Genomic DNA, 22,934 nt, shown 5'->3' with positions numbered 1-22,934 from the left:
GTAAGAAACAATGGCACGATCGTTAAAAAAAGGACCTTACGTTCATTATAGTTTGGATAAAAAAATCCAGCAAAGCGTTTCTTCTGGAAAGAAGAGCGTTATAAAAACGTGGTCAAGAGCATCGATGATAACACCTGATTTTGTAGGTCAGACAATAGCTGTGCACAACGGAAGGCAGTTTGTTCCTGTTTTCGTTACAGAGAATATGGTAGGTCATAAATTAGGCGAATTTTCTCCAACAAGATCTTTTAGAGGTCATGCAGGAGCCAAGAACAAAGGAAAAAAGTAAGCTATGGGAGTTCGAAAAAAACAGATGGCCGAAAGAATTAAGGCTGAGAAAAAGCAGATAGCGTTCGCTAAATTGAACAACTGCCCTACATCTCCTAGAAAAATGCGCTTGGTTGCGGATTTGGTTAGAGGTGTAAAAGTAGAGCAAGCATTGGCAATACTACGTTTTAATCCAAAGGAAGCTTCTCGTAAATTAGAGAAATTGTTGCTTTCTGCCTTGGCAAACTGGCAATCTAAGAATGAGGATGCTAGTGTAGAGGATGCGGATCTTTTTGTAAAGGAAATTCGTGTTGATGGTGGTAGTATGTTGAAAAGATTGCGTCCGGCTCCACAGGGTAGAGCGCATAGAATTAGAAAACGTTCCAACCATGTTACATTGGTATTGGGGTCTAATAATAATATAGAAAGCTAGAATGGGACAGAAAACAAATCCGATAGGGAATCGTCTAGGAATTATCAGAGGATGGGAATCTAACTGGTACGGTGGAAACGATTATGGAGATAAACTAGCTGAAGACGATAAAATACGTAAATATATTCATGCGCGTTTGGCCAAGGCTAGCGTTTCTAGAGTAATTATAGAGCGTACTTTAAAGTTGATTACAATAACTGTGACTACTGCAAGACCTGGTATTATTATCGGTAAAGGTGGTCAAGAGGTGGATAAGCTTAAAGAAGAGCTTAAGAAAATCACCAATAAAGAGGTTCAGATCAATATTTATGAGATCAAGAGACCTGAGTTGGATGCAAATTTGGTAGCAGCTAGTGTTGCTCGTCAAATTGAGAGCAGAATTTCTTTTAGAAGAGCTATTAAAATGGCTATTGCTGCGGCAATGAGAATGAATGCTGAAGGAATCAAAATTCAGATTTCTGGTCGTTTGAACGGTGCTGAGATGGCGCGTTCAGAGTCTTATAAAGATGGTCGTATTCCATTATCTACTTTCCGTGCAGATATCGATTATGCTTTGCATGAAGCGCAAACGACTTACGGTAAATTGGGTATCAAGGTTTGGATCATGAAAGGTGAAGTGTACGGCAAGCGTGAATTGTCTCCGTTGGTGGGTATGACTAAAGGTCAGTCTTCAAAAGGTGGTGATAAACGTGAAGGCGGAAGAAAGCAACGTCGTAGAAAGTAATTTTTTAAAGAAGTAAACAATGTTACAACCTAAAAGAACCAAGTTTCGTAAGATGCAAAAGGGCCGCATGAAAGGCAATGCGGGTAGAGGTTTCCAATTGTCTAATGGAATGTTCGGCATCAAAACTTTGGATTCAAAATTTATAACGTCACGTCAGATCGAGGCAGCTCGTATCGCGGCTACTAGATATATGAAAAGGCAAGGCCAGTTATGGATAAAAATATTTCCAGACAAGCCTATTACCAAAAAACCTCTTGAGGTTCGTATGGGTAAAGGTAAAGGTGCTCCTGAGTATTTTGTAGCGGTCGTTAAGCCTGGAAGAGTTTTATTTGAAGTTGCTGGTGTACCTATGGATGTTGCTAAGGAAGCATTGAGGTTGGCGGCACAAAAGTTACCTGTTAAGACAAAATTTATTGTGGCACGTGACTACGTTGATCAAGATTTAATCTAAGTTGTACCATGAAAAACAAAGAAATTAAAGAATTGTCTGTAGAAGAGCTTAAGCAAAAGCTAGCTGAGTTTAAAAAGGAGACTGCGAATCTTAAAATTGCGCACTATGTTACGCCTCTTGAGAATCCACTTCAAATCAGAAAGGCAAGAAGAACGGTAGCTAGATTAGCAACGGAATTAACTAATAGGGAAAACCAATAACTGGTTCGGCTTTATGGAAGAAAAAAGAAACTTAAGAAAAGAGAGGATAGGGGTTGTAACCAGTAACAAAATGGAGAAGTCCATTGTTGTGGCCGAGGTAAAGCGAGTAAAGCACCCTATGTACGGTAAGTTCGTTTTGAAGACGAAAAAATACGTTGCTCATGATGAAAAGAATGATTGTAACGAAGGTGATACCGTTAAGATAATGGAGACACGCCCGTTAAGCAAGACTAAAACTTGGCGTTTAGTAGAAATCTTAGAAAGAGCTAAATAATATGTTACAGCAAGAATCAAGATTAAAGGTAGCGGACAACACAGGGGCAAAAGAAGTTTTGACCATTCGTGTACTTGGTGGTACCAAGAGAAGATACGCTAGCATCGGAGATAAAATCGTTGTTACGGTTAAGGAAGCTACGCCAAACGGAGGTATCAAAAAAGGTGCTGTTTCTACGGCGGTAGTTGTTAGAACAAAGAAAGAAGTTAGAAGACCTGATGGTTCATATATTCGTTTCGATGACAATGCTTGTGTATTGTTGAATCCAACGGGAGAAATGAGAGGAACCCGTGTTTTTGGTCCGGTTGCCCGCGAGTTACGCGACAAGCAATTCATGAAAATTGTTTCATTGGCCCCAGAGGTACTATAATATTATAGCAAGCATGAAAAAGTTAAAAATTAAAACAGGAGATACGGTTCGTATCGTTGCTGGGGACCATAAAGGAACCGAAGGCAAGGTAATGAGCGTAGATCTTGAAAAGAACAAAGCCATCGTAGAAGGTGCTAATATGGTTTCTAAGCATCAGAAGCCTAGTGCGCAAAACCCTCAGGGTGGTATCGTTAAAAAAGAAGCTCCTATCCATATTTCCAATCTTGCCCTTATTGATGCAAAATCAGGTGAGACAACAAGAGTAGGGTACGAGGTTAGAGACGGAAAGAAAGTCCGGTTTTCTAAGAAATCCAATGAAGTAATATAAGTTATGGCTTACGTTTCGAGGTTAAAAAAAGAATATGGTGAGCGTATAGTAGATGCGCTTAAAGAAGAGTTTGGTTACAAGAATGTAATGCAGGTGCCAAAACTTGAGAAGATAGTTGTTAGTAGAGGTGTAGGAGCCGCTGTTGCAGATAAGAAACTTATCGATCATGCAGTAGAGGAGTTGACCAATATTACAGGTCAAAGAGCTGTAGCTACTCTATCTAAGAAGGATGTTGCTGCGTTTAAGTTGCGTAAGGGTATGCCTATTGGCGCCAAAGTAACTTTGCGTGGTGAGCGTATGTACGAATTTTTGGATCGTTTGATTACAAGTGCATTGCCGCGTGTTCGTGATTTTCAAGGTATTAAAGCTACAGGTTTTGATGGTCGTGGAAATTATAGCCTTGGTGTAACGGAGCAAATAATCTTTCCTGAAATCAATATTGATAAAATCAATAGAATTGACGGAATGGATATTACCTTTGTTACTTCTGCTGAAACGGACAAAGAAGCAAAATCATTATTAACAGAATTAGGATTACCTTTTAAAAAGAACTAGTATGGCTAAAGAATCAATGAAAGCCCGTGAGCGCAAAAGGGCAAAGACTGTTGCTAAATATGCCGAGAAAAGAAAAGCTTTGAAAGAAGCTGGAGATTACGAAGCATTGCAAAAGTTGCCAAAGAATGCATCACCTGTTCGTATGCACAATCGTTGCAAGTTAACAGGTAGGCCAAAAGGTTACATGAGAACTTTTGGTATCTCTAGGGTTACCTTCAGAGAAATGGCCAACCAAGGTCTTATACCAGGTGTTAAAAAGGCAAGCTGGTAGAATTATTGAATAACTGGTTTCAGGTTCGTTAATGAAAACGAAAACCGTTACCGAATTATATACAGATGGTTACAGATACTATAGCAGATTACCTAACGAGAGTTAGAAACGCCAGCAGAGCTGGTCACAGAGTGGTAGAGATACCTTCTTCCAAGGTGAAAAAAGAGATGACTAAAATATTGTTCGATCAGGGCTATATTTTAAGTTACAAGTTTGAGGAAGATAAAGTTCAGGGTACTATTAAGATTGCCTTGAAATATGACAAGGCAACAAAGGAGCCTGTTATTAAGAAAATACAAAGAGTTAGTAAGCCAGGTTTACGTAAGTATGCAGGAGCTGAAAACTTACCAAGAGTCTTGAACGGCTTAGGGATAGCGATAGTATCAACCTCTCATGGGGTTATGACTAGCAAGCAGGCAAAAAATGAGAATGTAGGTGGCGAGGTGCTTTGCTACGTATATTAATAGGATAAATAGTAAGAAATGTCAAGAATTGGTAATAATCCGGTAGCTATTCCTGAAGGGGTTACTGTTGAGGTAAAGGAAAACGAGGTTGTCGTAAAGGGCAAGTTGGGTGAGCTTACTCAAGAGTTTTCTGCCGTCGAGATAAAAATTGAAGAGAACCAGGTTTGGGTAACTAGACCGTCAGATTCTAAAGAGCATAAGGCAAAGCATGGTCTTTACCGTTCGCTGGTTAGAAATATGATTGAAGGTGTTTCTAAAGGTTGGACAAAAGAATTAGAACTTGTAGGTGTGGGTTACCGTGCCAGTAATCAAGGTCAGAAATTAGATATCGCCTTAGGATTTTCACACAATATAGTAATAGACATAGCTCCAGAAGTTAAGGTTGAAACTGTATCTGAGAAAGGAAAGAATCCAATTGTAAAATTGACATCTTTCGACAAACAATTGGTGGGTCAGATTGCCGCTAAAATACGAGGCTTCCGTAAGCCTGAGCCTTACAAAGGAAAAGGTGTTAAGTTTGTTGGCGAGCAATTAAGAAGAAAAGCAGGTAAATCAGCTTAATAGTATATCATGGGATTATCAACAAGCGAAAGAAAACAGAGAATACGGAGAAGAATCAGAAAGGTTTCCAATGGAACAGCGGAAAGACCTAGATTATCCGTTTTTAGAAGTAATAAAGAAATTTATGCTCAAGTTATAGATGATACAAAAGGGGCTACATTAGCTTTCGTATCTTCTAGAGATAAAGATTTGGCAAAAGAAAAAGGTACTAAAATTGAAATTGCAAACCTTGTTGGCAAGGCTATAGCTGCTAAGTGTAAAGAAGCAGGTATTGAAAAAGTTGCTTTTGATAGAGGTGGTAACCTTTACCACGGAAGAGTGAAATCTTTAGCTGAAGGCGCAAGGGAAGCAGGACTTAATTTTTAAATAGTAGTATGTACCAGAAATATAAAAACGTAGAGACCGTAAAACCCGGTGGGTTGGAACTTAAAGATAGATTGGTAGGCATACAACGTGTTACCAAAGTTACTAAAGGTGGTAGAGCTTTTGGTTTTTCAGCTATAGTTGTTGTAGGTGATGAAAACGGAGTTGTTGGTCACGGTTTAGGAAAATCTAAAGAAGTAGCAACTGCTATTGCCAAGGCTATTGAAGATGCAAAAAAGAACTTGATCCGTATCCCTTTGAACAAGGCAACATTGCCTCATGAACAAAAAGGGAAATTTGGTGGAGCTCGTGTATATATCCAACCGGCATCTCATGGTACCGGTGTTATTGCAGGTGGTGCCGTAAGAGCGGTATTGGAAGCAGTTGGCGTACAAGATGTATTGTCTAAGTCTCAAGGTTCTTCTAACCCTCATAATGTGGTTAAAGCTACTTTTGATGCACTTTTACAACTAAGGGATGCTAGAACTGTAGCTGGTCAAAGAGGAGTTTCTCTTGAAAAAGTTTTTAAAGGATAAGTAGAAATATTATGGCAAAGAAAATTCTGGTAAAACAGTTAAAGAGCAGCATCAAAAGGCCACAGAACCAAAAGCGTACATTGTCCGCTTTAGGTCTTAAGAAAATTGGTCAAGTAGTAGAGCATGATGCCACGCCGAATATACTCGGTATGATAGCAAAAGTTGAACATTTGGTTTCCACTGAGGAAGCTTAAATAGCATATTATAATGAATTTAAGTAATCTAAAGCCGGCAGATGGTTCTACCAATAGAGCTGGCAAGAGAATAGGTAGAGGTCAGGGATCTGGTAAAGGTGGGACTGCTGCAAGAGGACACAAAGGTGCTAAGTCTAGATCTGGTTACTCTAAGAAAATAGGTTTTGAAGGTGGTCAGATGCCATTACAAAGACGTGTGCCTAAATTTGGTTTTACTAATATAAACCGAGTGGAGTACCAAGGAATCAATATTGAGAAATTACAAGAGTTGGTCGATAACAAAAAGGTTAAAGACGCTGTAACTTTTGAAATGTTGGTGGAAAACGGTTTGGCCAAAAGTAAGGACCTTGTAAAAATATTAGGTGGTGGAGAGTTAAAAGCTTCACTTAAGGTTTCAGCGCATAAATTTACGGCAAGTGCCAAAGCGGCCATTGAAGCGGCTGGTGGAGAAGCAATAAATTTATAAGCATAACTGACCATGAAGAAATTTTTCGAGACCATATCCAATATTTGGAAGATAGACGAGCTAAGGAATAGGATTATGCTAACCCTTGGTTTGTTGTTGGTATACCGTTTTGGTTGTCAAATTGTTCTTCCGGGTATTGATTCTACACAATTAGCGGAATTAGCCTCAGGTACCGATTCTGGTATATTTGGGCTTTTGAATGCTTTTACTGGTGGTGCTTTTGCAAATGCATCAATTTTTGCCTTAGGTATTATGCCTTATATATCGGCATCTATTGTTGTTCAGCTTATGAGTATTGCTATACCTTATTTACAGAAGTTGGATAAAGAAGGTGAAAGTGGTAGAAAAACGAAGAATCAAATTACTCGTTGGTTAACTATTGGTATCTGTGTAGTTCAGGCTCCAGCTTATTTATACGGTCTGGAAGCTTTTGGAGTTCAAGATAGTGCCTTTGTTTTAGGTAAAGGATTGGATTTCATGGTTCCTGCAGTTATTATCTTGGTAACCGGTTGTGTTTTTGCAATGTGGTTGGGAGAGAAGATTACTGATAAGGGTATTGGTAATGGTATATCGCTTTTGATTATGATCGGTATTATTGCCACTATGCCTCAATCTTTTGTTCAAGAATTCATTTCTAGAACTGTAGATAACAATGGTGGTCTTATGTTTATCCTTATTGAAATTATACTTTGGTTCTTGGTGATCTTGGCCAGTATACTTTTGGTAATGGCTACGCGTCAGATACCGGTGCAATATGCAAGAAGGACTGCTTCTGGTGGTTATGAGAAGAATATAATGGGTTCTAGGCAGTATATTCCTTTGAAGTTGAATGCTTCTGGGGTTATGCCTATTATCTTTGCTCAGGCTATAATGTTCGCTCCTAGTTTAATAGGAAAAACGTTCAACAACACCGCTGTGGGTCAGTGGATGGAAGTTCAGTTTCAGGATATATTTGGTCTAGCTTACAACGTGTTGTTCGGTTTATTGATAATTATTTTCACGTATTTCTATACAGCTATTACAGTTCCGACCAATAAAATGGCAGATGATTTGAAGAGAAGTGGTGGTTTTATACCTGGAATTAGACCAGGAAAAGAGACAGGAGACTTCTTAGATAAAATAATGTCTTTGATTACATTGCCAGGTTCCGTATTTTTGGCGCTTTTAGCAGTATTACCTGCTATAGTGGTTAAATTAATGGATATTCAAGCGGGTTGGGCTTTATTCTATGGTGGTACATCACTTTTAATTATGGTGGGTGTGGCAATTGATACGGTACAACAAGTAAATGCGTATTTGCTGAATAGACATTATGACGGGTTGATGAAAACTGGGAAAAATAGAAAAGTCGCATAAGTATGGCTAAACAAGCAGCAATAGAACAAGACGGGTCTATAATTGAAGCATTGTCAAACGCAATGTTTAGAGTAGAGTTAGAGAACGGTCATGTAGTAACGGCTCACATTTCAGGAAAGATGCGTATGCATTATATTAAGTTACTTCCTGGAGATAAAGTGAAATTGGAGATGAGTCCTTATGATTTATCCAAGGCCAGAATTACATATAGATATTAGTAATACGATAGAAGAATAAGAACGATGAAAGTAAGAGCATCAGTTAAAAAAAGAAGTGCCGACTGCAAGATTGTACGCAGAAAGGGCAGGTTGTACGTAATCAACAAAAAGAATCCTAGATTTAAACAAAGACAAGGATAGTTATGGCAAGAATTGCAGGTGTAGACATACCAAAACAGAAGAGGGGCGTAATTGCATTGACCTATATTTTTGGTGTCGGTAGAAGTAGGGCTAAAGAGATTTTGGAAATAGCCCAAGTAAGTGAGGATACGAAAGTGTCTGATTGGAACGATGATGAGATTGGTCGTATCAGGGATGCGGTTTCTTCTTTTACTATAGAAGGTGAGTTACGTTCTGAAACACAGCTTAATATTAAGCGTTTGATGGATATAGGTTGTTACCGTGGTATTCGTCACAGATCAGGTCTTCCCCTTAGAGGACAACGTACAAAGAATAACTCTAGGACGAGAAAAGGAAAAAGAAAAACGGTAGCCAACAAGAAGAAGGCAACTAAATAATAAGTAGGTTATTATGGCAAAGGCAACTACAAAATCAGGTGCAAAAGCGGCAAAGAAGCGTAAAGTAATCGTTGACTCGGTTGGAGAAGCTCACGTAACTGCATCTTTTAATAATATTATAATTTCCCTTACCAATAAAAAAGGAGATGTCATTTCTTGGTCATCTGCTGGAAAAATGGGTTTTAGAGGGTCAAAGAAAAACACTCCTTATGCTGCGCAGGTAGCTGCAGAAGAGTGTTCTAAAACTGCTCATGAGGCTGGTTTAAGAAAAGTAAAGGTCTATGTTAAAGGACCTGGTAACGGAAGAGAATCTGCAATTCGTGCCGTTCATAATTCTGGTATAGAAGTTACCGAAATTATTGATGTTACACCGATGCCGCATAACGGTTGTCGTCCTCCAAAAAGAAGAAGAGTTTAATTAATTACTAATATTTCACAGAAGTGTTTTTTACGATTATCGAAGGATAAGCCTTAATTCATAATCACACTTCTTAATTTAAGAAAATGGCAAGATATACAGGACCTAAGAGTAAAATCGCCCGTAAGTTTGGCGAAGCAATTTTCGGAGATGACAAATCTTTCGAAAAAAAGAATTATCCTCCAGGACAACATGGTAACGCAAGACGTAGAGGTAAGAAGTCTGAGTACGCGGTACAGTTAATGGAGAAGCAAAAAGCTAAGTATACCTACGGTATCTTAGAAAAGCAGTTTAGAAACATTTTTGCTACTGCTAAAAGAAAAGAAGGTGTTACCGGTGAGGTATTACTTCAATTATGTGAGTCACGTTTGGACAATGTAGTTTTCCGTATGGGAATCTCTCCATCAAGAAGAGGAGCAAGACAATTGGTTTCGCACAGACATATAACGGTAAATGGTGAGTTGGTGAACATACCATCTTATTCTTTAAAGCCAGGTGATGTTGTTGGTGTACGTGAAAAATCTAAATCTTTACAGGCCATACAAGATTCACTTGCTGCTAACAGTAAAGTGTACGAATGGATAACTTGGAATTCAGAAAAGAAAGAAGGTGCTTTTGTAACCGTTCCTGAAAGACTTCAAATTCCAGAGAATATCAAAGAACAATTAATAGTTGAGCTTTACTCTAAATAATAAAGAACACTAAGTCATATGGCATTATTTAATTTTCAGAAACCCGATAAAGTAATAATGATCGATTCTTCGGATTTCGAAGGGAAGTTCGAATTTCGTCCTTTGGAGCCCGGTTATGGGTTGACTGTAGGGAACGCACTAAGAAGAGTGTTGCTTTCATCATTAGAAGGCCATGCGATTACCTCTGTGAGAATGGATGGTGTGGAACATGAATTTTCGGTTGTTTCTGGCATAGTAGAAGATGTTACGGAAATAATATTAAATCTTAAACAAGTTCGTTTTAAGAAGCAGATAGAAGATTCTGAAGCAGAAGTAGTTTCAATTTCCGTAAGTGGAAAAGAGCAATTGACTGCTGGTGATTTCCAGAAATTTATTTCGGGTTACCAAGTGTTGAATCCGGATTTGGTTATCTGTAATATGGATTCTAAAGTGAACATCAACATGGAAATAGTTATAGACAAAGGTCGTGGCTATGTTCCTGCAGATGAGAACAAGAAATCCAATGCTGCTTTGGGTACGATTGCTATTGACTCTATATTTACTCCTATAAAAAATGTAAAATATAGTATTGAGAACTTTCGTGTAGAGCAAAAGACAGATTACGAAAAATTGGTTTTCGAAATTGTTACAGATGGTTCTATTCATCCTAAAGATGCTTTAACAGAAGGAGCTAAGGTTTTGATTCATCACTTTATGTTGTTTTCTGATGAGCGTATTACTTTGGAAGCAGATGAGATTGCCCAAACAGAGACTTATGATGAGGAATCACTTCACATGCGTCAGTTGTTGAAAACTAAATTGGTAGATATGGATCTTTCCGTTCGTGCCTTAAATTGTTTGAAGGCTGCTGAAGTAGATACTTTAGGAGATTTAGTTTCTTTCAATAAAAATGACTTGATGAAATTTAGAAATTTCGGTAAGAAGTCATTAACAGAGTTAGAAGAATTGGTTATCAATAAGGGGCTTAGCTTCGGGATGGACCTTTCAAAATATAAATTAGATAAAGATTAATCGATATTTCTTACACGAAGGGAAATTCCCTGGGGTTGGAGAAATACATTAGAACAAAAGAATGAGACACGGTAAAAAAGTTAATCATTTAGGACGTAAGACAGCGCACAGAAAAGCGATGTTGGCCAACATGGCATGTTCCTTGATCGAGCACAAGAGAATTAATACAACTGTAGCTAAGGCTAAGGCCTTAAAGCAATTTGTAGAGCCTTTGATTACAAAATCAAAAGTAGAAAACAATCTAACTGCAGAAAAGGGAACTCATAACAGACGTATCGTTTTCAAAAACCTTAGAGATAAGTATGCAGTTACAGAATTGTTCAGTACTGTTGCAGAAAAGGTTGCTGATAGACCAGGTGGTTACACTAGAATTATTAAACTTGGTAATCGTTTAGGAGATAACGCTGATATGGCTATGATAGAGTTGGTTGATTTTAACGAACTTTACAATGCTGGTAAAGCCAAGAAGAAAACTACAAGAAGAAGTAGAAGAAGTGGTGGTAAAGGCGAAGAAGAAGCTGCTAAGGTAGAAGCTAAGGAAGCTAAGACTCCACCAGTAGTTGCTGAAGATTCTGAAAAGGGGTCTCAGAAAGATATTGAAGCTAAAGCAGACGATTCAGAAGAATAAGATGTTGATATTTAATAATATTTGGAAAAGGATAAACTTAATAGTTTATCCTTTTTTTATGTTTATTTGTGAAATTAAAAAAAATACAGACGTATGAAGTATCAATCCCGAAAGAAAGCATTGTTATTGTTGGCCGATGGAACCATTTTTTACGGAAAATCAGTAGGCGATAAAGAGGGGACTGCATTTGGAGAGGTTTGTTTTAATACTGGAATGACGGGGTATCAAGAGATATTTACCGATCCATCATATTTCGGTCAAATAATGGTAACCACAAATGCCCACATTGGTAATTATGGTACCGTTGCCGAAGAAGTAGAGTCAGATTCAGTTAAGATATCTGGTTTGGTTTGTAGAAATTTCAGTTACAACTATTCAAGACCAAGAGCGGACAAGAGTTTAGAGAGTTTCTTAGATGAAAATGAACTTTTTGCTATATCAGATGTAGACACCCGTGCATTGGTGAGCTATATTAGAGATAATGGAGCTATGAACGCCGTAATATCTACAGATGTAGATAATATTGAAGAATTAAAGGAGAAATTGGCCAAAGTGCCAAGTATGGAAGGGCTGGAACTAGCATCTAGTGTGTCAACCTCTGAGCCTTATTTTTATGGAGATGACAATGCACCTCTTAAAATTGCGGCATTAGATATAGGAATTAAAAAGAATATTCTAAGAAACCTAGCCAAAAGAGGAGGTTACATAAAGGTTTTCCCTTACAACACTTCTTTTAAGGAAATGGAAGCATGGGGAGCGGATGGATATTTTATTTCAAACGGTCCTGGTGATCCGGAACCTTTGTCTGATGCTATAGAGACAGCAAAAGGTATGATTTTTAGCGGTAAACCCGTTTTTGGAATATGTCTAGGACACCAAGTTATTGCTTTGGCAAACGGGGTTTCTACTTATAAGATGCATAATGGCCACAGGGGAATTAATCATCCTATCTTGAACCTGCTCAGTGGAAAAGGGGAAATTACCTCGCAGAACCATGGTTTTGCCGTGAATAGAGAAGAAACCGAGGCTAATACCAATTTAGAGATTACACATGTACATCTAAATGACCAAACTGTTGCCGGTATTCGTATGAAGGACAAAGACGTGTTTTCGGTGCAATATCACCCGGAAGCTAGTGCTGGTCCACATGATGCAGAATATTTATTTGATCAATTCTTTGAAATGATTGAGAAAAATTCAGTAGCCCTGGCATAAGGTTAAGTAATTGTTATAATATCGGTAATATAGTTGCGCCGTACAATACATTACTTACGCGGTTTTGTATATTTGCAGCTAGCTAAATTTAATAGAATTCGAAACATAAAATTATATTTATGAGTATCATATTAAGTGTACATGCACGTCAGATTTTAGATTCAAGAGGAAACCCGACCGTAGAGGTAGATGTAATTACCGAGAACGGTGTAATGGGTAGGGCTGCAGTACCATCTGGAGCATCAACAGGAGAACATGAGGCTGTAGAGCTTCGTGATGGAGGAAAAACCTTTATGGGTAAAGGTGTTCTTAAAGCGGTAGAGAATGTAAATACAGTTATTGCCGAAGAAATTTTGGGAATGTCCGTTTTTGAGCAAAATCTTCTTGATCAAGTAATGATCGACTTAGATGGTACTCCAAATAAATCAAAATTAGGGGCCAACGCTATTTTAGGTGTTTCTTTAGCGGCAGCAAAGGCAGCGGCCAATGAGTTGGGTATGTCTTTGTTCCGTTATGTGGGTGGTGTAAGTGCAAACACATTACCAGTGCCAATGATGAATATCATCAATGGCGGTTCGCATTCAGATGCACCTATCGCTTTTCAGGAATTTATGGTTATGCCGGTAAAGGCAAAGAGCTTTTCTCATGCCATGCAAATGGGTACTGAAATCTTCCACAACCTTAAAAAGGTACTTCATGATAGAGGTCTAAGTACGGCTGTAGGTGATGAAGGTGGTTTTGCTCCTAACTTGGCAGGAGGTACTGAAGATGCATTGGATACCATTGCAAAAGCGGTTGAGAATGCGGGTTATAAATTAGGTGATGAAATCATGATCGCTTTGGATTGTGCTTCTGCTGAATTCTATGTAGACGGTAAATATGACTACACTAAATTTGAGGGCGATAAAGGAGTGGTAAGAACTTCTGAAGAGCAAGCTCAGTACTTGGCAAATTTAAGTGCTAAATATCCTATCATTTCAATTGAAGATGGTATGGATGAAAATGATTGGGACGGTTGGAAATCTTTGACCGAAAAAATAGGTGATAAAGTACAGTTGGTAGGAGATGACCTTTTCGTAACCAATGTTGAGCGTTTATCTAAAGGTATCGAAAATGGTATTGCTAACTCAATTTTGATTAAAGTAAACCAGATAGGTACATTAACTGAAACTATTGCAGCGGTTAATATGGCTAAAAATGCTGGATATACTTCTGTTATGAGCCACAGATCTGGTGAAACAGAGGATAATACTATAGCAGATTTGGCTGTAGCGCTAAATACGGGTCAGATTAAAACTGGTTCAGCTTCTAGATCGGATCGTATGGCCAAGTATAACCAATTGCTTCGTATTGAGGAAGAATTAGGGGATACGGCCTATTATCCTCAGGATAAAGCGTTTAAGATCAAGTAGTGATTTAAGACAGCTAAATGTAATTTAAAAAAAGCCTTTCTTTTCGATATATTTCGAACTAGAAAGGCTTTTTTTTTGGACTAATGACAAAGTTTGCCTACCTTTTTAACAAACTTCTAACCAGAACTTCGCATGAATAACTTTCTCTTTGTTGCTGCTGAAAATGATGCTATACCTAATTGTAAAGCAGGGGGCATGGGCGATGTTGTGCGAGATGTACCAAAGCACATATCCAAACGTGGAGATAAGGTACAGGTTGTTGTACCATCGTACTCCAGGCTTCACCTAAACGGAACATTTAGAACAAACCTTAATTTTCAGTTAAGGGGAACTACATACAGTGCCGAGCTCTATGAGGTAGTCGGGAAAAAGGAATGTCCCAATATCGTTCATTATGTCATTCATCACCCGGAGATTCAAGAAGGTGGTATAGCCCATATTTATCATGATGACCCCACAGAACCTTTCTTTACTGATTTTATAAAATACATCATTTTCTGCACCGCCGTCGCGGAAGCAATAAAAATGGGTGCTTTTGGAGAGCTAGATGTTGTTCATATGCATGATTGGCATGCAAGCGCATTATTATTTCTAAAAACTTATCACCCAAGGTACAAGGAGTTGAAGAAAATGAGATATGTTTATAGCATTCACAACTTGGCTATACAGGGTATACGACCATTTTATGATAATTATGCATCTGTACATAACTGGTTTCCGGAACTGCAGTTAGATCATGAGGCCTTAAAAGATCCAAGATATGAAGATTGTATTAACCTTATGGCGGTGGGTATTCGCCTTGCGGATTCGGTGCATACCGTGTCACCATCGTATAAGGAAGATGTAATGTTGCCTAGTGCCAGGCCCGAATTTGTAGGTGGAGAGAGTTTGGAGAAAGATTTGCAGCAAGCAAATAATGAAGGACGCTTAATAGGAATTCTAAACGCTTCAAACTATAATAACATTAGAAAGGCCGAGAAAGGGTTGCTATACCGCAATACGATTAAAGCACTTTTTGGGTGGTTACAGGATGAATCAAAAAAATACAAAGCGGATTTCTTGGCCCATACCGGCGAAAAAATCATGCAACATGTAGATGAAAAGCCTAAGTTCATTGTCTCTAGTGTAGCTAGGCTAACGGAGCAAAAGTTTTATTTTTTTAAACGATCGCCGGAAGCCTTTGAGCAAATGCTGGAAAGACTACAAAAAGTAGACGGAATCTTTATGCTTTTAGGGACTGGAGATCCGGATTACGAGGAGTTTTTCCGTAGCATGAGTTACAAACACCATAACTTTGTTTTTACCAATGGTCAATCAGAAGATTTAATAGATTCCATCTACTTGGAATCGGATTTGTATTGTATGCCTAGTCTCTTTGAACCTTGTGGTATTAGCCAAATGTTGGCTATGCGTAATGGTAACCCTTGTTTTGTTCATCATACAGGAGGGTTAAAAGATACGGTTGAACATCATGTTACGGGTTTTGCTTTTGACGGAAAGACCTATGATGAAAAAATAAAAAATATGGTAAAGAACTTTAGCGAGGCCATAGATGTCTGGGAGAACGATAAGGCCAAGTGGAAAAAAATTAAGGGTAATGCAGAAAAGGTTCGTTTTACCTGGGAAAAATCTTTGGATGAATACTATGAGAAATTGTATGTTCTCTAGTAAAAATTTATTATTCTACAACAACCAATTAAATCATTGTTAATTATTAACTAAAGGAAAAAACATCATTGTTAAGATGTTACATTTTCCGTAAATTTACATCCACTTCAATTTTAAGTAAAATTCAAAAATGTCAGATAAAGCTACTTTAGAGTATAACGGTAAGAAATACGATTTTCCAGTAATAAAGGGCACCGAAGATGAGCTCGCCATAGATATCAAGAGTTTACGAGCGTCCACAAACGGTATAATAACTATAGATCCAGGCTATAAGAACACAGGTTCTTGTGAAAGTGCCATAACTTTCTTAGATGGTGAGAAGGGAATTTTAAGATACAGAGGGTATTCTATAGAAGAGCTTGCCGAAAAAGCGGATTTTTTAGAGGTTGCCTACCTTTTGATTTTTGGAGAATTACCGAATAAAGTAGAATTAGAAAAATTTCATGCAGATATAAGAGATGAATCTCATGTAGATGAAGAAATGAAAAAGATTTTGGACGGATTTCCAAAATCTGCACATCCCATGGGCGTATTATCGTCTTTGACCAGTGCGCTTATAGCATTTAATCCATCTACCGTAGATGTTTCTTCTGATAAGGACATGTACCATGCCATTGTACGTATTTTAGCTAAGTTCCCGGTTCTTGTGGCTTGGACACTTAGAAAGAAAAAAGGTTTGCCTTTGGATTATGGCGATGATACTTTAGGTTACGTAGAGAACATTCATAAAATGATGTTCAAAAAACCAAACCAAGTGTACCAAAAGAACGATTTGGTTATAGATGCTTTGGATAAATTATTGATTTTACACGCAGATCATGAGCAGAACTGTTCTACATCAACCGTGAGAATAGTAGGTTCTTCGCATGCAGGTTTGTTCGCTTCGCTTTCGGCAGGAATTTCTGCTCTTTGGGGACCGTTGCACGGTGGTGCCAATCAAGCAGTTTTAGAAATGCTTGAGGCCATTGAGAAAGATGGTGGAGATACAAAGAAATATATGGCGAAAGCCAAGGATAAGTCGGATCCGTTTAGATTAATGGGCTTTGGACATAGGGTTTATAAAAACTTTGATCCACGCGCAAAAATTATTAAAAAAGCAGCGGATGATGTATTGGGTAATTTAGGTATTGAAGATCCTATTTTAGAAATTGCCAAAGGTCTTGAAAAAGAAGCTTTGGAGGACCAGTATTTCGTAGATAGAAAATTATATCCTAACGTAGATTTTTATTCAGGTATAATCTATCGTGCTTTAGGTATACCTACTGAAATGTTTACCGTTATGTTCGCTTTAGGTCGTTTGCCAGGGTGGATTGCTCAATGGAGAGAAATGCGTTTAAGAGGAGAGCCGATAGGAAGACCACGACAAGTTTATATTGGGGCTACTTTACGTCCTTTTGTAGATGTAGATTTAAGATAGATTATAATAACTATTTATAGAAGTGTCCATTTTTGAGAATCTCAAGAATGGACACTTTTTTTATTTCGGGAATGTGTATTGCCCGTCATTTCGTTCTCTTATCTTTGGCAAAAAAAATAGTATATGCTAAAGCTTCATGTTAACGACGAGATTTCTAGGTTAAGGGCCGTAGTTTTGGGTACTGCCAAGAATAATGGTCCCGTTCCAAAGCCAGAAGAGGCGTATGACCCTAAATCATTGGAACATATTTTGGCGGGAACCTATCCAAAGGAAGAAGATATGGTTTTGGAGATGGAAGCCTTTGCCAAGGTATTCCAAAAATATGATGTACAGGTTTTTAGACCTGAGGTCCTACAGGACTGTAATCAGATTTTTTCAAGGGATATAGCATTTGTTATAGAGGATAAACTTATCATAGCCAATATTCTGCCGGATAGGGAAAAAGAGGTAGAGGCCATTCTTCACGTTTTAGATAAAATTGAAGACCAGAATATTTTACATCCACCTGTTGAAGTCCATGTAGAAGGTGGTGATGTCATGCCTTGGCAAGATTATATTTTTATTGGCACTTATACCGCAGATGATTATCCCAGTTATATTACGGCGAGAACAAATCAAGCGGCCGTAGATTATATTACGGAACAATTTCCGAATAAAAAGGTCAAATCGTTTCAGTTGCGTAAGTCCAATACTGATGCAAAGCAGAATGCACTTCATTTAGATTGCTGTTTTCAGCCCTTGGGAAAAGGAAAGGCCATATTGCATAAAAATGGATTTTTGATAGAAGAGGAGTATCAATGGTTGGTAGACTTCTTTGGAAAAGAAAACATATTTGAAATTTCGGCAGATGAAATGTACCAAATGTTTAGCAACGTATTCTCTATTTCACCGGAAGTAATAGTTTCGGAAAAGAATTTTACGCGACTCAACACTTGGTTGCGCGAGCAAGGTTTTACAGTGGAGGAAATCCCGTATGCCCAAATTGCAAAACAGGAAGGCCTTTTACGTTGCAGTACCCTACCGTTAATTAGGGATTAATACCACATTCAGGATATTTTAGGGGCGTTGTTAGGTGTTTTGTTTTAACAATAGTGTCCTCTCATTTTTCTGTTCTACACTAGGCTACAAAGATTTAAAAGCACTAATTTTGCCTCAACTTAATTGAGTTTATTATGCAGATTACGAACACTATACTCATGATTCGTCCGGTTAATTTTAGGATGAACGAGCAGACTGCGGTCAACAATTACTTTCAAGAAGATATTGATATTCAAAATACTACCATTAACGAAAAAGCCCAACAGGAATTTGACGCTTTTGTAACCGTTTTACGAAGTAAGGGTGTAAACGTAGTTGTAGTTGAGGACACGAAAGAACCCGATACTCCGGATTCTATTTTCCCAAATAATTGGATATCCTTTCATGCGAACGGTACCGTAGGTCTGTACCCTATGTTTGCGGAAAATAGACGTAATGAAAGACGAGAGGATATTCTGGAAATTCTTGAGGAAAACGGGTTCCAGATAGAAAATATCGTGGATTATACATCTGCGGAAGCCGAAGGTGTTTTTCTTGAGGCTACAGGAAGTATGGCTTTAGACCGTGTAAATAAAAAGGCGTACTGCGCTCTATCCAGTAGGGCAGATGAGGATTTGTTTATCGAGTTCTGTGAAGATTTTGAATATTCACCGGTCATCTTTACGGCAAACCAATCTGTAGATGGTAAGAGAATGCCTATATATCATACCAATGTAATGATGTGTTTGGCCGAAGATTTTTCGGTTATCTGTTTGGATACTATAGATGATAAGAAGGAACGTAAAAATGTTATTGGTCATCTAAAAGAAGATGGTAAGGAAGTTATTGCCATTACTGAGCAGCAAATGCACCATTTTGCAGGAAATATGCTTCAAGTTTCAGGTAGTGATGACAAGAGATATTTGGTAATGAGTTCCTCGGCATACCATAGTTTAACTCCAGCACAAGTTGAAGCTATTGAAAAGCATTGCGAGATTATCCATAGTTCTTTGGAAACCATAGAGACCTGTGGTGGAGGGAGTGCACGCTGTATGATGGCCGAAGTTTTTCTGCCCCGTTCGAAATAAGGATTTTTTTAGTTGATTTTTCGTTTTTGGAACCAGAGGTCTTCTAAACTTAAGTTTAAGGTAAGTAGATGAAAGTTTTCTTTTATTAGGATGTTCTGGATCTGACCTTTAGAACCATAGCTATAAGAAAGATTCATCATAGATCTTTGCCCTTGGCCAATGGGTATTCCTATTCCGGCAGTTATGTTATAGCCCTCTACCTTTTTGCCATTAATGGAAAGATACCCGTTGTCATAGTTAAATCCGGTCCGGTAACGAATACGGTCTGTGTATTTGTAACCCGTGGGTTTTTTTACATACTCAAGGCCAATGCCGTAAATGTCCTGATTGGAATAGCTGCCCAAGCTTTCTGTCTGTCCTGTGGCATTCCAGTAATTTTTCTTGTAGTCGGCACTTAGGGTAAAGGAATCCTTGATGTTCGTGCTTAACCCTATGCCAAGTTCCAGAGGCATATTAAAATCGGAAGAAGAATCACTTTCTCCATCTTCTACGGTAATTTCCGTACCATCCAGACTCTTGATTACGGAGCGTTTAATAGCGCCTTTTAGACTGGTGGGAAATTGTATCGTACTACCCAATGTGAAATTCTCGGTAACGTTAAACTGCATTCCTAAACCAAATCGAATACCGGAATAGTTAGTGGTTTCCGTAGCACTAAATGTACTTTGGTTGATGATGAAATTTTCATTCTCCTCTATATTTCCAAAGAGTACGGACGCGTTGGCTCCAAACCTGAGATTGGGCAGAACAGTATATCCTAAATTAAATTTAAGTTCACTTAAGCCTCCAATTCCGTTTACATTACTGATAAAAGTTTCATCGGTTCCTTCAATATTGGTATTTATACCTATCAATGAATATCCCATTTCGCTATATGGTACAAGAGAAATTCCCGCGCCTAGTCCCTCCGCTATTCTAAAGGCAAGTGCAAGGTTAGAAAAATTAATGGTGGTCTTTGTTTCACTATCCGCTTTATTACTGTACTGGTTATATTCACCTTTTATTCCTATATCATAAAAAAATGAGCCTTGGGGAATTAAAGCAAAATTTGCGGGGTTCAGGTTGTTTATTTGATTAGAGGTCTTAAGGCCTATTCCTGTATACCCCATACCGTTGGTTCGTCCAATACTGCTCTGGTTTATTGCGCCCAAACCGTATAGGGAGTAGGGAGAACTGGTTAAACCTTCGGATTGTGCCTGTGCCGCATAAAGGGCAAACAAAAATATGGTGTAAAAAAAGTGTAACTTTTTATTCATCTTCATCATAAATCGCATAAGTAAGTTCAAGTGTGGTACCTGTGGTGTTTATATCTGTGTTGAGTACAAATCGGTCTACTGTAGAATTGTAGTTGCTGGGGAGTAGAATAAGGGCGTCCGATGATTCTAGGTCTACTGAGAGTAAACCTTCCAAATATCCACTAAAAGGCAATTCATAATAGATATCGTTAAACTCTTGATCATTTCGGTTTAAAATGGCTAGCGCGGCCGAACCATCCGTAGCGTATAATTGGCCGGAGAGTTCATTGTTTTGATTTACGATAAATACGGATAGGGTATCTCTCAGCATCAATAGGTCATTATAAGAACCAACTGTTGGAGCAATTTTAAGGGAAGCATCCAACAATGTGCCCTGTCCTTGTATATTAAAGACTGATTTTATATGTGGAAATTCTATACGGGTAGCTATGCCTATACCAGATTGTATAAAACTTTGGTATTCAGTTTCAAAACTATACAAGTTGGTTTCTTGGTCCGTCAATGCGGTTAGATATGTATTGGGTTCTTCTGCGGAAATTTGGTTAAAAAATGGAATAGGGGAGCTGGCAATGTTAAGGCTAAAGTCAGTGTAATATTGGATACGTTCATTTTCTCCAGCTATACTATAGTAAAGCCGCATGTTGGAGGCCAATGAAAAACCTTGGATGGAAGCATTGTTGTTCTCATCCGGTTGAACGGTAATACCATGAAAGTGATTTTTAAATTCATCATAAGTACTAATGTTTTGTTGCTGTAGATTGTCAAAAAGTGCTTGGCCAAAAGTGTTATTGATTTTTATTTCCAGAGAATCGGTAGATAAGGGTCTGGGGGTATACGTCAGACTGCCCAAGTTTTCTTGGTTATAGTCTATGACACTAGTATTGTAAAAATTAATGCCGTCTGCTGGTTTAAGACTTTCGTTTACTTGTTTTATAAGAAGGGTGCTTGTTTGTAGCGTGTCATTATAGAAATAACCATCTGGTCTTAGTAAAAACGTAATGCTGTCATATTCCGCATCGGTATCAATAGAATAACTGCTAGGAACCAATTCCATAAAGCTGGCCGTTTTGACCGTTCCAAAAACAGGGTCGTTATATTTCCCGACTAGCATGCGTGCTGATTGTGACGTATCTATACTGTCAAATTTCATGGTTGAAAAGTCTACCGTCATGGTGTCTAGTTGAATCACCCGTATATCGCTATCGGTAAAAGTGTCTCCCGCCTCAAAATCTGAACCGTTAAGAGTGTCCGAACTACAGGAGGTTAAAAGGATCAGGAAAACAAAAACGACCAAGGCATTTTTCATACACATTTATTTTTAGGGTAAATGTATCGTGCCCTTTAGCGCTTAAAAACAGCAATAGACCAACCCCAATAGTTATAAGACCAATGCCTGTATTTCTACTATTAAAAAGAAAATCGATTTGGTAGATTAAAATCACCTGTTCATGTGTTAAATAAAGGGCTTCATCTATTTGGGTTTCATGGATGGGGACCGTGCTCTAGTTTTGACGAAAATTAACTGGCTAACAAAACAGAAAGAAAATGAAAGGATTCAAGCACTATATAGGCACCGTAACAATTTTTAGCATCATAACCTGTACACTGGCGAGTTGTTCTAGTGATGACGATGATGAATATCTGGGGAATTGGGTAGACAGGTCGGTTTTTGATGGAAGCCCACGTAGTGGAACTGCTAGTTTTACTATAGGTAATATAGGGTATACGGGAGTAGGATATGATGGCGATGATTACCTAACTTCTTTCTGGTCATATGATATGGAGGGAGACTTTTGGTCTCAAAAAGCAGATTTTATTGGTACGGCAAGAAATGCCGCTGTAGGCTTTGAAGTTAACGGAACCGGATACATAGGCTCTGGGTATGATGGTCTAGATGAATTGGCAGACTTTTATGCGTACAATCCAAACTCTAACTCATGGCAGGCTATTGCAACTTTGCCTACATCAGGAAGGCGTAGTGCCGTCGCTTTTGGTGTGAACGGGTTTGGTTATTTTGGAACGGGCTATGACGGAGAAAACGATCGTAAGGATTTTTGGAAATACGACCCTAGTACAGATTCATGGTCTGAATTAGTTGGGTTTGGAGGCGATAAAAGAAGAGCGGCTACCACTTTTACTATTGGCAATAAAGTATACTTGGGTACTGGGGTTTCCAACGGTATTTATCTTGATGATTTTTGGGTATTTGATGCCTCTACGGAAACTTGGGACAAAAAACTGGATTTGGATGAAGAAGATGACTATGCCATTACAAGAAGCAATGCCGTAGGCTTTACCCTTAATGGATATGGATATATAGCATGTGGTCTATCTAGCGGCACTTTAGGTTCCGTTTGGGAATATGATCCAAGTACGGATGACTGGGAAGTAAAAACCAGTTTTGAAGGAACCACTAGGCAAGATGGCGTTGTTTTCTCCAACGGAACCAAAGCGGTAGTAGGGCTGGGTAGGACGGGAAGCCTTTATCTAGACGATTTGTATGAGTTTTTTCCTTTTGATGAGTATGAAGAGGAAGATTAGTAGAATTATTTGAGTGAGCTAT

Annotated in this window: 33 protein-coding genes; 31 read left to right on the top strand and 2 right to left on the bottom strand. The window is 38.4% G+C overall.

Annotated features, from left to right (window positions below):
• Positions 1–10: 10 nt before the first annotated feature.
• The 30 genes from rpsS to ctlX all read left to right on the top strand — a co-directional run bounded on the left by rpsS (position 11) and on the right by ctlX (position 19,115).
• Entirely contained in the window at positions 11–289 is a 279-nt protein-coding gene (gene rpsS / locus H9565_RS06495) for a 30S ribosomal protein S19 (RefSeq protein WP_215438408.1), read from the top strand.
• 3 nt (positions 290–292) lie between these two features.
• On the top strand, positions 293–700 hold the full coding sequence (gene rplV / locus H9565_RS06490) for a 50S ribosomal protein L22 (protein ID WP_215438407.1): 408 nt from the start codon (positions 293–295) through the stop codon (positions 698–700).
• 1 nt (position 701) lies between these two features.
• On the top strand, positions 702–1,424 hold the full coding sequence (gene rpsC / locus H9565_RS06485) for a 30S ribosomal protein S3 (RefSeq protein WP_038238165.1): 723 nt from the start codon (positions 702–704) through the stop codon (positions 1,422–1,424).
• Between the two features lie 19 nt (positions 1,425–1,443).
• The gene (gene rplP, locus H9565_RS06480; protein ID WP_215438406.1) at positions 1,444–1,875 is read left to right on the top strand and encodes a 50S ribosomal protein L16; all 432 of its coding nucleotides are present in this window, start codon (positions 1,444–1,446) and stop codon (positions 1,873–1,875) included.
• A gap of 8 nt (positions 1,876–1,883) precedes the next feature.
• A complete protein-coding gene (rpmC, locus tag H9565_RS06475; protein WP_215438405.1) occupies positions 1,884–2,075 on the top strand; it encodes a 50S ribosomal protein L29 in 192 nt (63 codons plus the stop codon).
• A gap of 13 nt (positions 2,076–2,088) precedes the next feature.
• Entirely contained in the window at positions 2,089–2,349 is a 261-nt protein-coding gene (rpsQ, locus tag H9565_RS06470) for a 30S ribosomal protein S17 (RefSeq protein ID WP_013993866.1), read from the top strand.
• 1 nt (position 2,350) lies between these two features.
• Positions 2,351–2,719, top strand: coding sequence for a 50S ribosomal protein L14 (gene rplN / locus H9565_RS06465; RefSeq protein ID WP_013993867.1), 369 nt, complete (start codon positions 2,351–2,353; stop codon positions 2,717–2,719).
• 13 nt (positions 2,720–2,732) lie between these two features.
• The gene (gene rplX, locus H9565_RS06460) at positions 2,733–3,047 is read left to right on the top strand and encodes a 50S ribosomal protein L24 (protein ID WP_215438404.1); all 315 of its coding nucleotides are present in this window, start codon (positions 2,733–2,735) and stop codon (positions 3,045–3,047) included.
• 3 nt (positions 3,048–3,050) lie between these two features.
• Positions 3,051–3,602: a 50S ribosomal protein L5 gene (gene rplE / locus H9565_RS06455; protein WP_215438403.1), complete on the top strand. Its 552-nt coding sequence runs from the start codon at positions 3,051–3,053 to the stop codon at positions 3,600–3,602.
• 1 nt (position 3,603) lies between these two features.
• Positions 3,604–3,873 carry a 30S ribosomal protein S14 gene (rpsN, locus tag H9565_RS06450; protein WP_013305180.1) on the top strand — a complete coding sequence of 90 codons (270 nt, stop codon included), beginning with the start codon at positions 3,604–3,606 and terminating at the stop codon, positions 3,871–3,873.
• Positions 3,874–3,938: 65 nt separating this feature from the next.
• On the top strand, positions 3,939–4,337 hold the full coding sequence (gene rpsH, locus H9565_RS06445) for a 30S ribosomal protein S8 (RefSeq protein ID WP_215438402.1): 399 nt from the start codon (positions 3,939–3,941) through the stop codon (positions 4,335–4,337).
• Between the two features lie 18 nt (positions 4,338–4,355).
• Positions 4,356–4,898 carry a 50S ribosomal protein L6 gene (gene rplF / locus H9565_RS06440; protein ID WP_215438401.1) on the top strand — a complete coding sequence of 181 codons (543 nt, stop codon included), beginning with the start codon at positions 4,356–4,358 and terminating at the stop codon, positions 4,896–4,898.
• Between the two features lie 9 nt (positions 4,899–4,907).
• On the top strand, positions 4,908–5,264 hold the full coding sequence (gene rplR / locus H9565_RS06435; protein ID WP_215438400.1) for a 50S ribosomal protein L18: 357 nt from the start codon (positions 4,908–4,910) through the stop codon (positions 5,262–5,264).
• A gap of 8 nt (positions 5,265–5,272) precedes the next feature.
• Complete coding sequence (gene rpsE / locus H9565_RS06430) at positions 5,273–5,797, top strand: 30S ribosomal protein S5 (protein ID WP_215438399.1); 525 nt, start codon at positions 5,273–5,275, stop codon at positions 5,795–5,797.
• 11 nt (positions 5,798–5,808) lie between these two features.
• Complete coding sequence (gene rpmD / locus H9565_RS06425; RefSeq protein ID WP_215438398.1) at positions 5,809–5,991, top strand: 50S ribosomal protein L30; 183 nt, start codon at positions 5,809–5,811, stop codon at positions 5,989–5,991.
• Positions 5,992–6,004: 13 nt separating this feature from the next.
• Complete coding sequence (gene rplO, locus H9565_RS06420) at positions 6,005–6,457, top strand: 50S ribosomal protein L15 (protein ID WP_215438397.1); 453 nt, start codon at positions 6,005–6,007, stop codon at positions 6,455–6,457.
• 12 nt (positions 6,458–6,469) lie between these two features.
• Complete coding sequence (gene secY / locus H9565_RS06415) at positions 6,470–7,813, top strand: preprotein translocase subunit SecY (RefSeq protein WP_215438396.1); 1,344 nt, start codon at positions 6,470–6,472, stop codon at positions 7,811–7,813.
• A 2-nt stretch (positions 7,814–7,815) separates the two neighbouring features.
• Positions 7,816–8,031 carry a translation initiation factor IF-1 gene (infA, locus tag H9565_RS06410; protein WP_013751343.1) on the top strand — a complete coding sequence of 72 codons (216 nt, stop codon included), beginning with the start codon at positions 7,816–7,818 and terminating at the stop codon, positions 8,029–8,031.
• Positions 8,032–8,055: 24 nt separating this feature from the next.
• Positions 8,056–8,172, top strand: coding sequence for a type B 50S ribosomal protein L36 (ykgO, locus tag H9565_RS06405; RefSeq protein WP_013305171.1), 117 nt, complete (start codon positions 8,056–8,058; stop codon positions 8,170–8,172).
• 2 nt (positions 8,173–8,174) lie between these two features.
• Entirely contained in the window at positions 8,175–8,549 is a 375-nt protein-coding gene (rpsM, locus tag H9565_RS06400) for a 30S ribosomal protein S13 (RefSeq protein WP_194524636.1), read from the top strand.
• Between the two features lie 13 nt (positions 8,550–8,562).
• Positions 8,563–8,967 carry a 30S ribosomal protein S11 gene (gene rpsK / locus H9565_RS06395; protein WP_038238201.1) on the top strand — a complete coding sequence of 135 codons (405 nt, stop codon included), beginning with the start codon at positions 8,563–8,565 and terminating at the stop codon, positions 8,965–8,967.
• 86 nt (positions 8,968–9,053) lie between these two features.
• Positions 9,054–9,659 carry a 30S ribosomal protein S4 gene (gene rpsD / locus H9565_RS06390; RefSeq protein ID WP_215438395.1) on the top strand — a complete coding sequence of 202 codons (606 nt, stop codon included), beginning with the start codon at positions 9,054–9,056 and terminating at the stop codon, positions 9,657–9,659.
• Positions 9,660–9,677: 18 nt separating this feature from the next.
• Complete coding sequence (locus H9565_RS06385; RefSeq protein ID WP_215438394.1) at positions 9,678–10,670, top strand: DNA-directed RNA polymerase subunit alpha; 993 nt, start codon at positions 9,678–9,680, stop codon at positions 10,668–10,670.
• Between the two features lie 61 nt (positions 10,671–10,731).
• Complete coding sequence (gene rplQ, locus H9565_RS06380; protein WP_215438393.1) at positions 10,732–11,298, top strand: 50S ribosomal protein L17; 567 nt, start codon at positions 10,732–10,734, stop codon at positions 11,296–11,298.
• A gap of 93 nt (positions 11,299–11,391) precedes the next feature.
• Positions 11,392–12,513 carry a glutamine-hydrolyzing carbamoyl-phosphate synthase small subunit gene (carA, locus tag H9565_RS06375; RefSeq protein ID WP_215438392.1) on the top strand — a complete coding sequence of 374 codons (1,122 nt, stop codon included), beginning with the start codon at positions 11,392–11,394 and terminating at the stop codon, positions 12,511–12,513.
• Between the two features lie 119 nt (positions 12,514–12,632).
• Complete coding sequence (gene eno / locus H9565_RS06370; protein ID WP_215438391.1) at positions 12,633–13,925, top strand: phosphopyruvate hydratase; 1,293 nt, start codon at positions 12,633–12,635, stop codon at positions 13,923–13,925.
• Between the two features lie 132 nt (positions 13,926–14,057).
• The gene (locus H9565_RS06365) at positions 14,058–15,593 is read left to right on the top strand and encodes a glycogen synthase (RefSeq protein ID WP_215438390.1); all 1,536 of its coding nucleotides are present in this window, start codon (positions 14,058–14,060) and stop codon (positions 15,591–15,593) included.
• A gap of 130 nt (positions 15,594–15,723) precedes the next feature.
• Complete coding sequence (locus tag H9565_RS06360; RefSeq protein WP_215438389.1) at positions 15,724–17,010, top strand: citrate synthase; 1,287 nt, start codon at positions 15,724–15,726, stop codon at positions 17,008–17,010.
• Positions 17,011–17,133: 123 nt separating this feature from the next.
• The gene (locus H9565_RS06355; RefSeq protein WP_215438388.1) at positions 17,134–18,048 is read left to right on the top strand and encodes a dimethylarginine dimethylaminohydrolase family protein; all 915 of its coding nucleotides are present in this window, start codon (positions 17,134–17,136) and stop codon (positions 18,046–18,048) included.
• Between the two features lie 134 nt (positions 18,049–18,182).
• Positions 18,183–19,115, top strand: a complete 933-nt coding sequence (ctlX, locus tag H9565_RS06350; protein ID WP_215438387.1) for a citrulline utilization hydrolase CtlX — start codon at positions 18,183–18,185, stop codon at positions 19,113–19,115.
• 8 nt (positions 19,116–19,123) lie between these two features.
• On the opposite strand, the gene H9565_RS06345 is transcribed toward ctlX, so the two are convergent.
• Positions 19,124–20,380, bottom strand: a complete 1,257-nt coding sequence (locus H9565_RS06345) for an OmpP1/FadL family transporter (protein WP_246560361.1) — start codon at positions 20,378–20,380, stop codon at positions 19,124–19,126.
• Positions 20,364–21,677 (bottom strand): DUF4270 family protein, encoded by a 1,314-nt coding sequence (locus H9565_RS06340; protein WP_215438386.1) that lies wholly within the window; start codon positions 21,675–21,677, stop codon positions 20,364–20,366. Before H9565_RS06340 ends, H9565_RS06345 begins: the two co-directional genes overlap by 17 nt.
• A gap of 239 nt (positions 21,678–21,916) precedes the next feature.
• Here H9565_RS06340 and H9565_RS06335 point away from each other — a divergent pair, with 239 nt between their 5' ends.
• Positions 21,917–22,912: a Kelch repeat-containing protein gene (locus H9565_RS06335; RefSeq protein WP_215438385.1), complete on the top strand. Its 996-nt coding sequence runs from the start codon at positions 21,917–21,919 to the stop codon at positions 22,910–22,912.
• Positions 22,913–22,934 lie beyond the last annotated feature (22 nt).

The organism is Zobellia russellii, from assembly GCF_018728565.1.
GTDB lineage: Bacteria > Bacteroidota > Bacteroidia > Flavobacteriales > Flavobacteriaceae > Zobellia > Zobellia russellii.
Note: the sequence above shows the minus strand (reverse complement) of the source record. Positions and strands in the feature narration are given on the sequence as shown.

Excerpts from the sequence above, each read along its gene's own strand:
- rpsS (WP_215438408.1), top strand. The coding sequence starts at position 11 with ATGGCACGATCGTTAAAAAAAGGACCTTACGTTCATTATAGTTTGGAT.
- rplV (WP_215438407.1), top strand. The coding sequence starts at position 293 with ATGGGAGTTCGAAAAAAACAGATGGCCGAAAGAATTAAGGCTGAGAAA.
- rpsC (WP_038238165.1), top strand. The coding sequence starts at position 702 with ATGGGACAGAAAACAAATCCGATAGGGAATCGTCTAGGAATTATCAGA.
- rplP (WP_215438406.1), top strand. The coding sequence starts at position 1,444 with ATGTTACAACCTAAAAGAACCAAGTTTCGTAAGATGCAAAAGGGCCGC.
- rpmC (WP_215438405.1), top strand. The coding sequence starts at position 1,884 with ATGAAAAACAAAGAAATTAAAGAATTGTCTGTAGAAGAGCTTAAGCAA.
- rpsQ (WP_013993866.1), top strand. The coding sequence starts at position 2,089 with ATGGAAGAAAAAAGAAACTTAAGAAAAGAGAGGATAGGGGTTGTAACC.
- rplN (WP_013993867.1), top strand. The coding sequence starts at position 2,351 with ATGTTACAGCAAGAATCAAGATTAAAGGTAGCGGACAACACAGGGGCA.
- rplX (WP_215438404.1), top strand. The coding sequence starts at position 2,733 with ATGAAAAAGTTAAAAATTAAAACAGGAGATACGGTTCGTATCGTTGCT.
- rplE (WP_215438403.1), top strand. The coding sequence starts at position 3,051 with ATGGCTTACGTTTCGAGGTTAAAAAAAGAATATGGTGAGCGTATAGTA.
- rpsN (WP_013305180.1), top strand. The coding sequence starts at position 3,604 with ATGGCTAAAGAATCAATGAAAGCCCGTGAGCGCAAAAGGGCAAAGACT.
- rpsH (WP_215438402.1), top strand. The coding sequence starts at position 3,939 with ATGGTTACAGATACTATAGCAGATTACCTAACGAGAGTTAGAAACGCC.
- rplF (WP_215438401.1), top strand. The coding sequence starts at position 4,356 with ATGTCAAGAATTGGTAATAATCCGGTAGCTATTCCTGAAGGGGTTACT.
- rplR (WP_215438400.1), top strand. The coding sequence starts at position 4,908 with ATGGGATTATCAACAAGCGAAAGAAAACAGAGAATACGGAGAAGAATC.
- rpsE (WP_215438399.1), top strand. The coding sequence starts at position 5,273 with ATGTACCAGAAATATAAAAACGTAGAGACCGTAAAACCCGGTGGGTTG.
- rpmD (WP_215438398.1), top strand. The coding sequence starts at position 5,809 with ATGGCAAAGAAAATTCTGGTAAAACAGTTAAAGAGCAGCATCAAAAGG.
- rplO (WP_215438397.1), top strand. The coding sequence starts at position 6,005 with ATGAATTTAAGTAATCTAAAGCCGGCAGATGGTTCTACCAATAGAGCT.
- secY (WP_215438396.1), top strand. The coding sequence starts at position 6,470 with ATGAAGAAATTTTTCGAGACCATATCCAATATTTGGAAGATAGACGAG.
- infA (WP_013751343.1), top strand. The coding sequence starts at position 7,816 with ATGGCTAAACAAGCAGCAATAGAACAAGACGGGTCTATAATTGAAGCA.
- ykgO (WP_013305171.1), top strand. The coding sequence starts at position 8,056 with ATGAAAGTAAGAGCATCAGTTAAAAAAAGAAGTGCCGACTGCAAGATT.
- rpsM (WP_194524636.1), top strand. The coding sequence starts at position 8,175 with ATGGCAAGAATTGCAGGTGTAGACATACCAAAACAGAAGAGGGGCGTA.
- rpsK (WP_038238201.1), top strand. The coding sequence starts at position 8,563 with ATGGCAAAGGCAACTACAAAATCAGGTGCAAAAGCGGCAAAGAAGCGT.
- rpsD (WP_215438395.1), top strand. The coding sequence starts at position 9,054 with ATGGCAAGATATACAGGACCTAAGAGTAAAATCGCCCGTAAGTTTGGC.
- H9565_RS06385 (WP_215438394.1), top strand. The coding sequence starts at position 9,678 with ATGGCATTATTTAATTTTCAGAAACCCGATAAAGTAATAATGATCGAT.
- rplQ (WP_215438393.1), top strand. The coding sequence starts at position 10,732 with ATGAGACACGGTAAAAAAGTTAATCATTTAGGACGTAAGACAGCGCAC.
- carA (WP_215438392.1), top strand. The coding sequence starts at position 11,392 with ATGAAGTATCAATCCCGAAAGAAAGCATTGTTATTGTTGGCCGATGGA.
- eno (WP_215438391.1), top strand. The coding sequence starts at position 12,633 with ATGAGTATCATATTAAGTGTACATGCACGTCAGATTTTAGATTCAAGA.
- H9565_RS06365 (WP_215438390.1), top strand. The coding sequence starts at position 14,058 with ATGAATAACTTTCTCTTTGTTGCTGCTGAAAATGATGCTATACCTAAT.
- H9565_RS06360 (WP_215438389.1), top strand. The coding sequence starts at position 15,724 with ATGTCAGATAAAGCTACTTTAGAGTATAACGGTAAGAAATACGATTTT.
- H9565_RS06355 (WP_215438388.1), top strand. The coding sequence starts at position 17,134 with ATGCTAAAGCTTCATGTTAACGACGAGATTTCTAGGTTAAGGGCCGTA.
- ctlX (WP_215438387.1), top strand. The coding sequence starts at position 18,183 with ATGCAGATTACGAACACTATACTCATGATTCGTCCGGTTAATTTTAGG.
- H9565_RS06345 (WP_246560361.1), bottom strand. The coding sequence starts at position 20,380 with ATGATGAAGATGAATAAAAAGTTACACTTTTTTTACACCATATTTTTG.
- H9565_RS06340 (WP_215438386.1), bottom strand. The coding sequence starts at position 21,677 with ATGAAAAATGCCTTGGTCGTTTTTGTTTTCCTGATCCTTTTAACCTCC.
- H9565_RS06335 (WP_215438385.1), top strand. The coding sequence starts at position 21,917 with ATGAAAGGATTCAAGCACTATATAGGCACCGTAACAATTTTTAGCATC.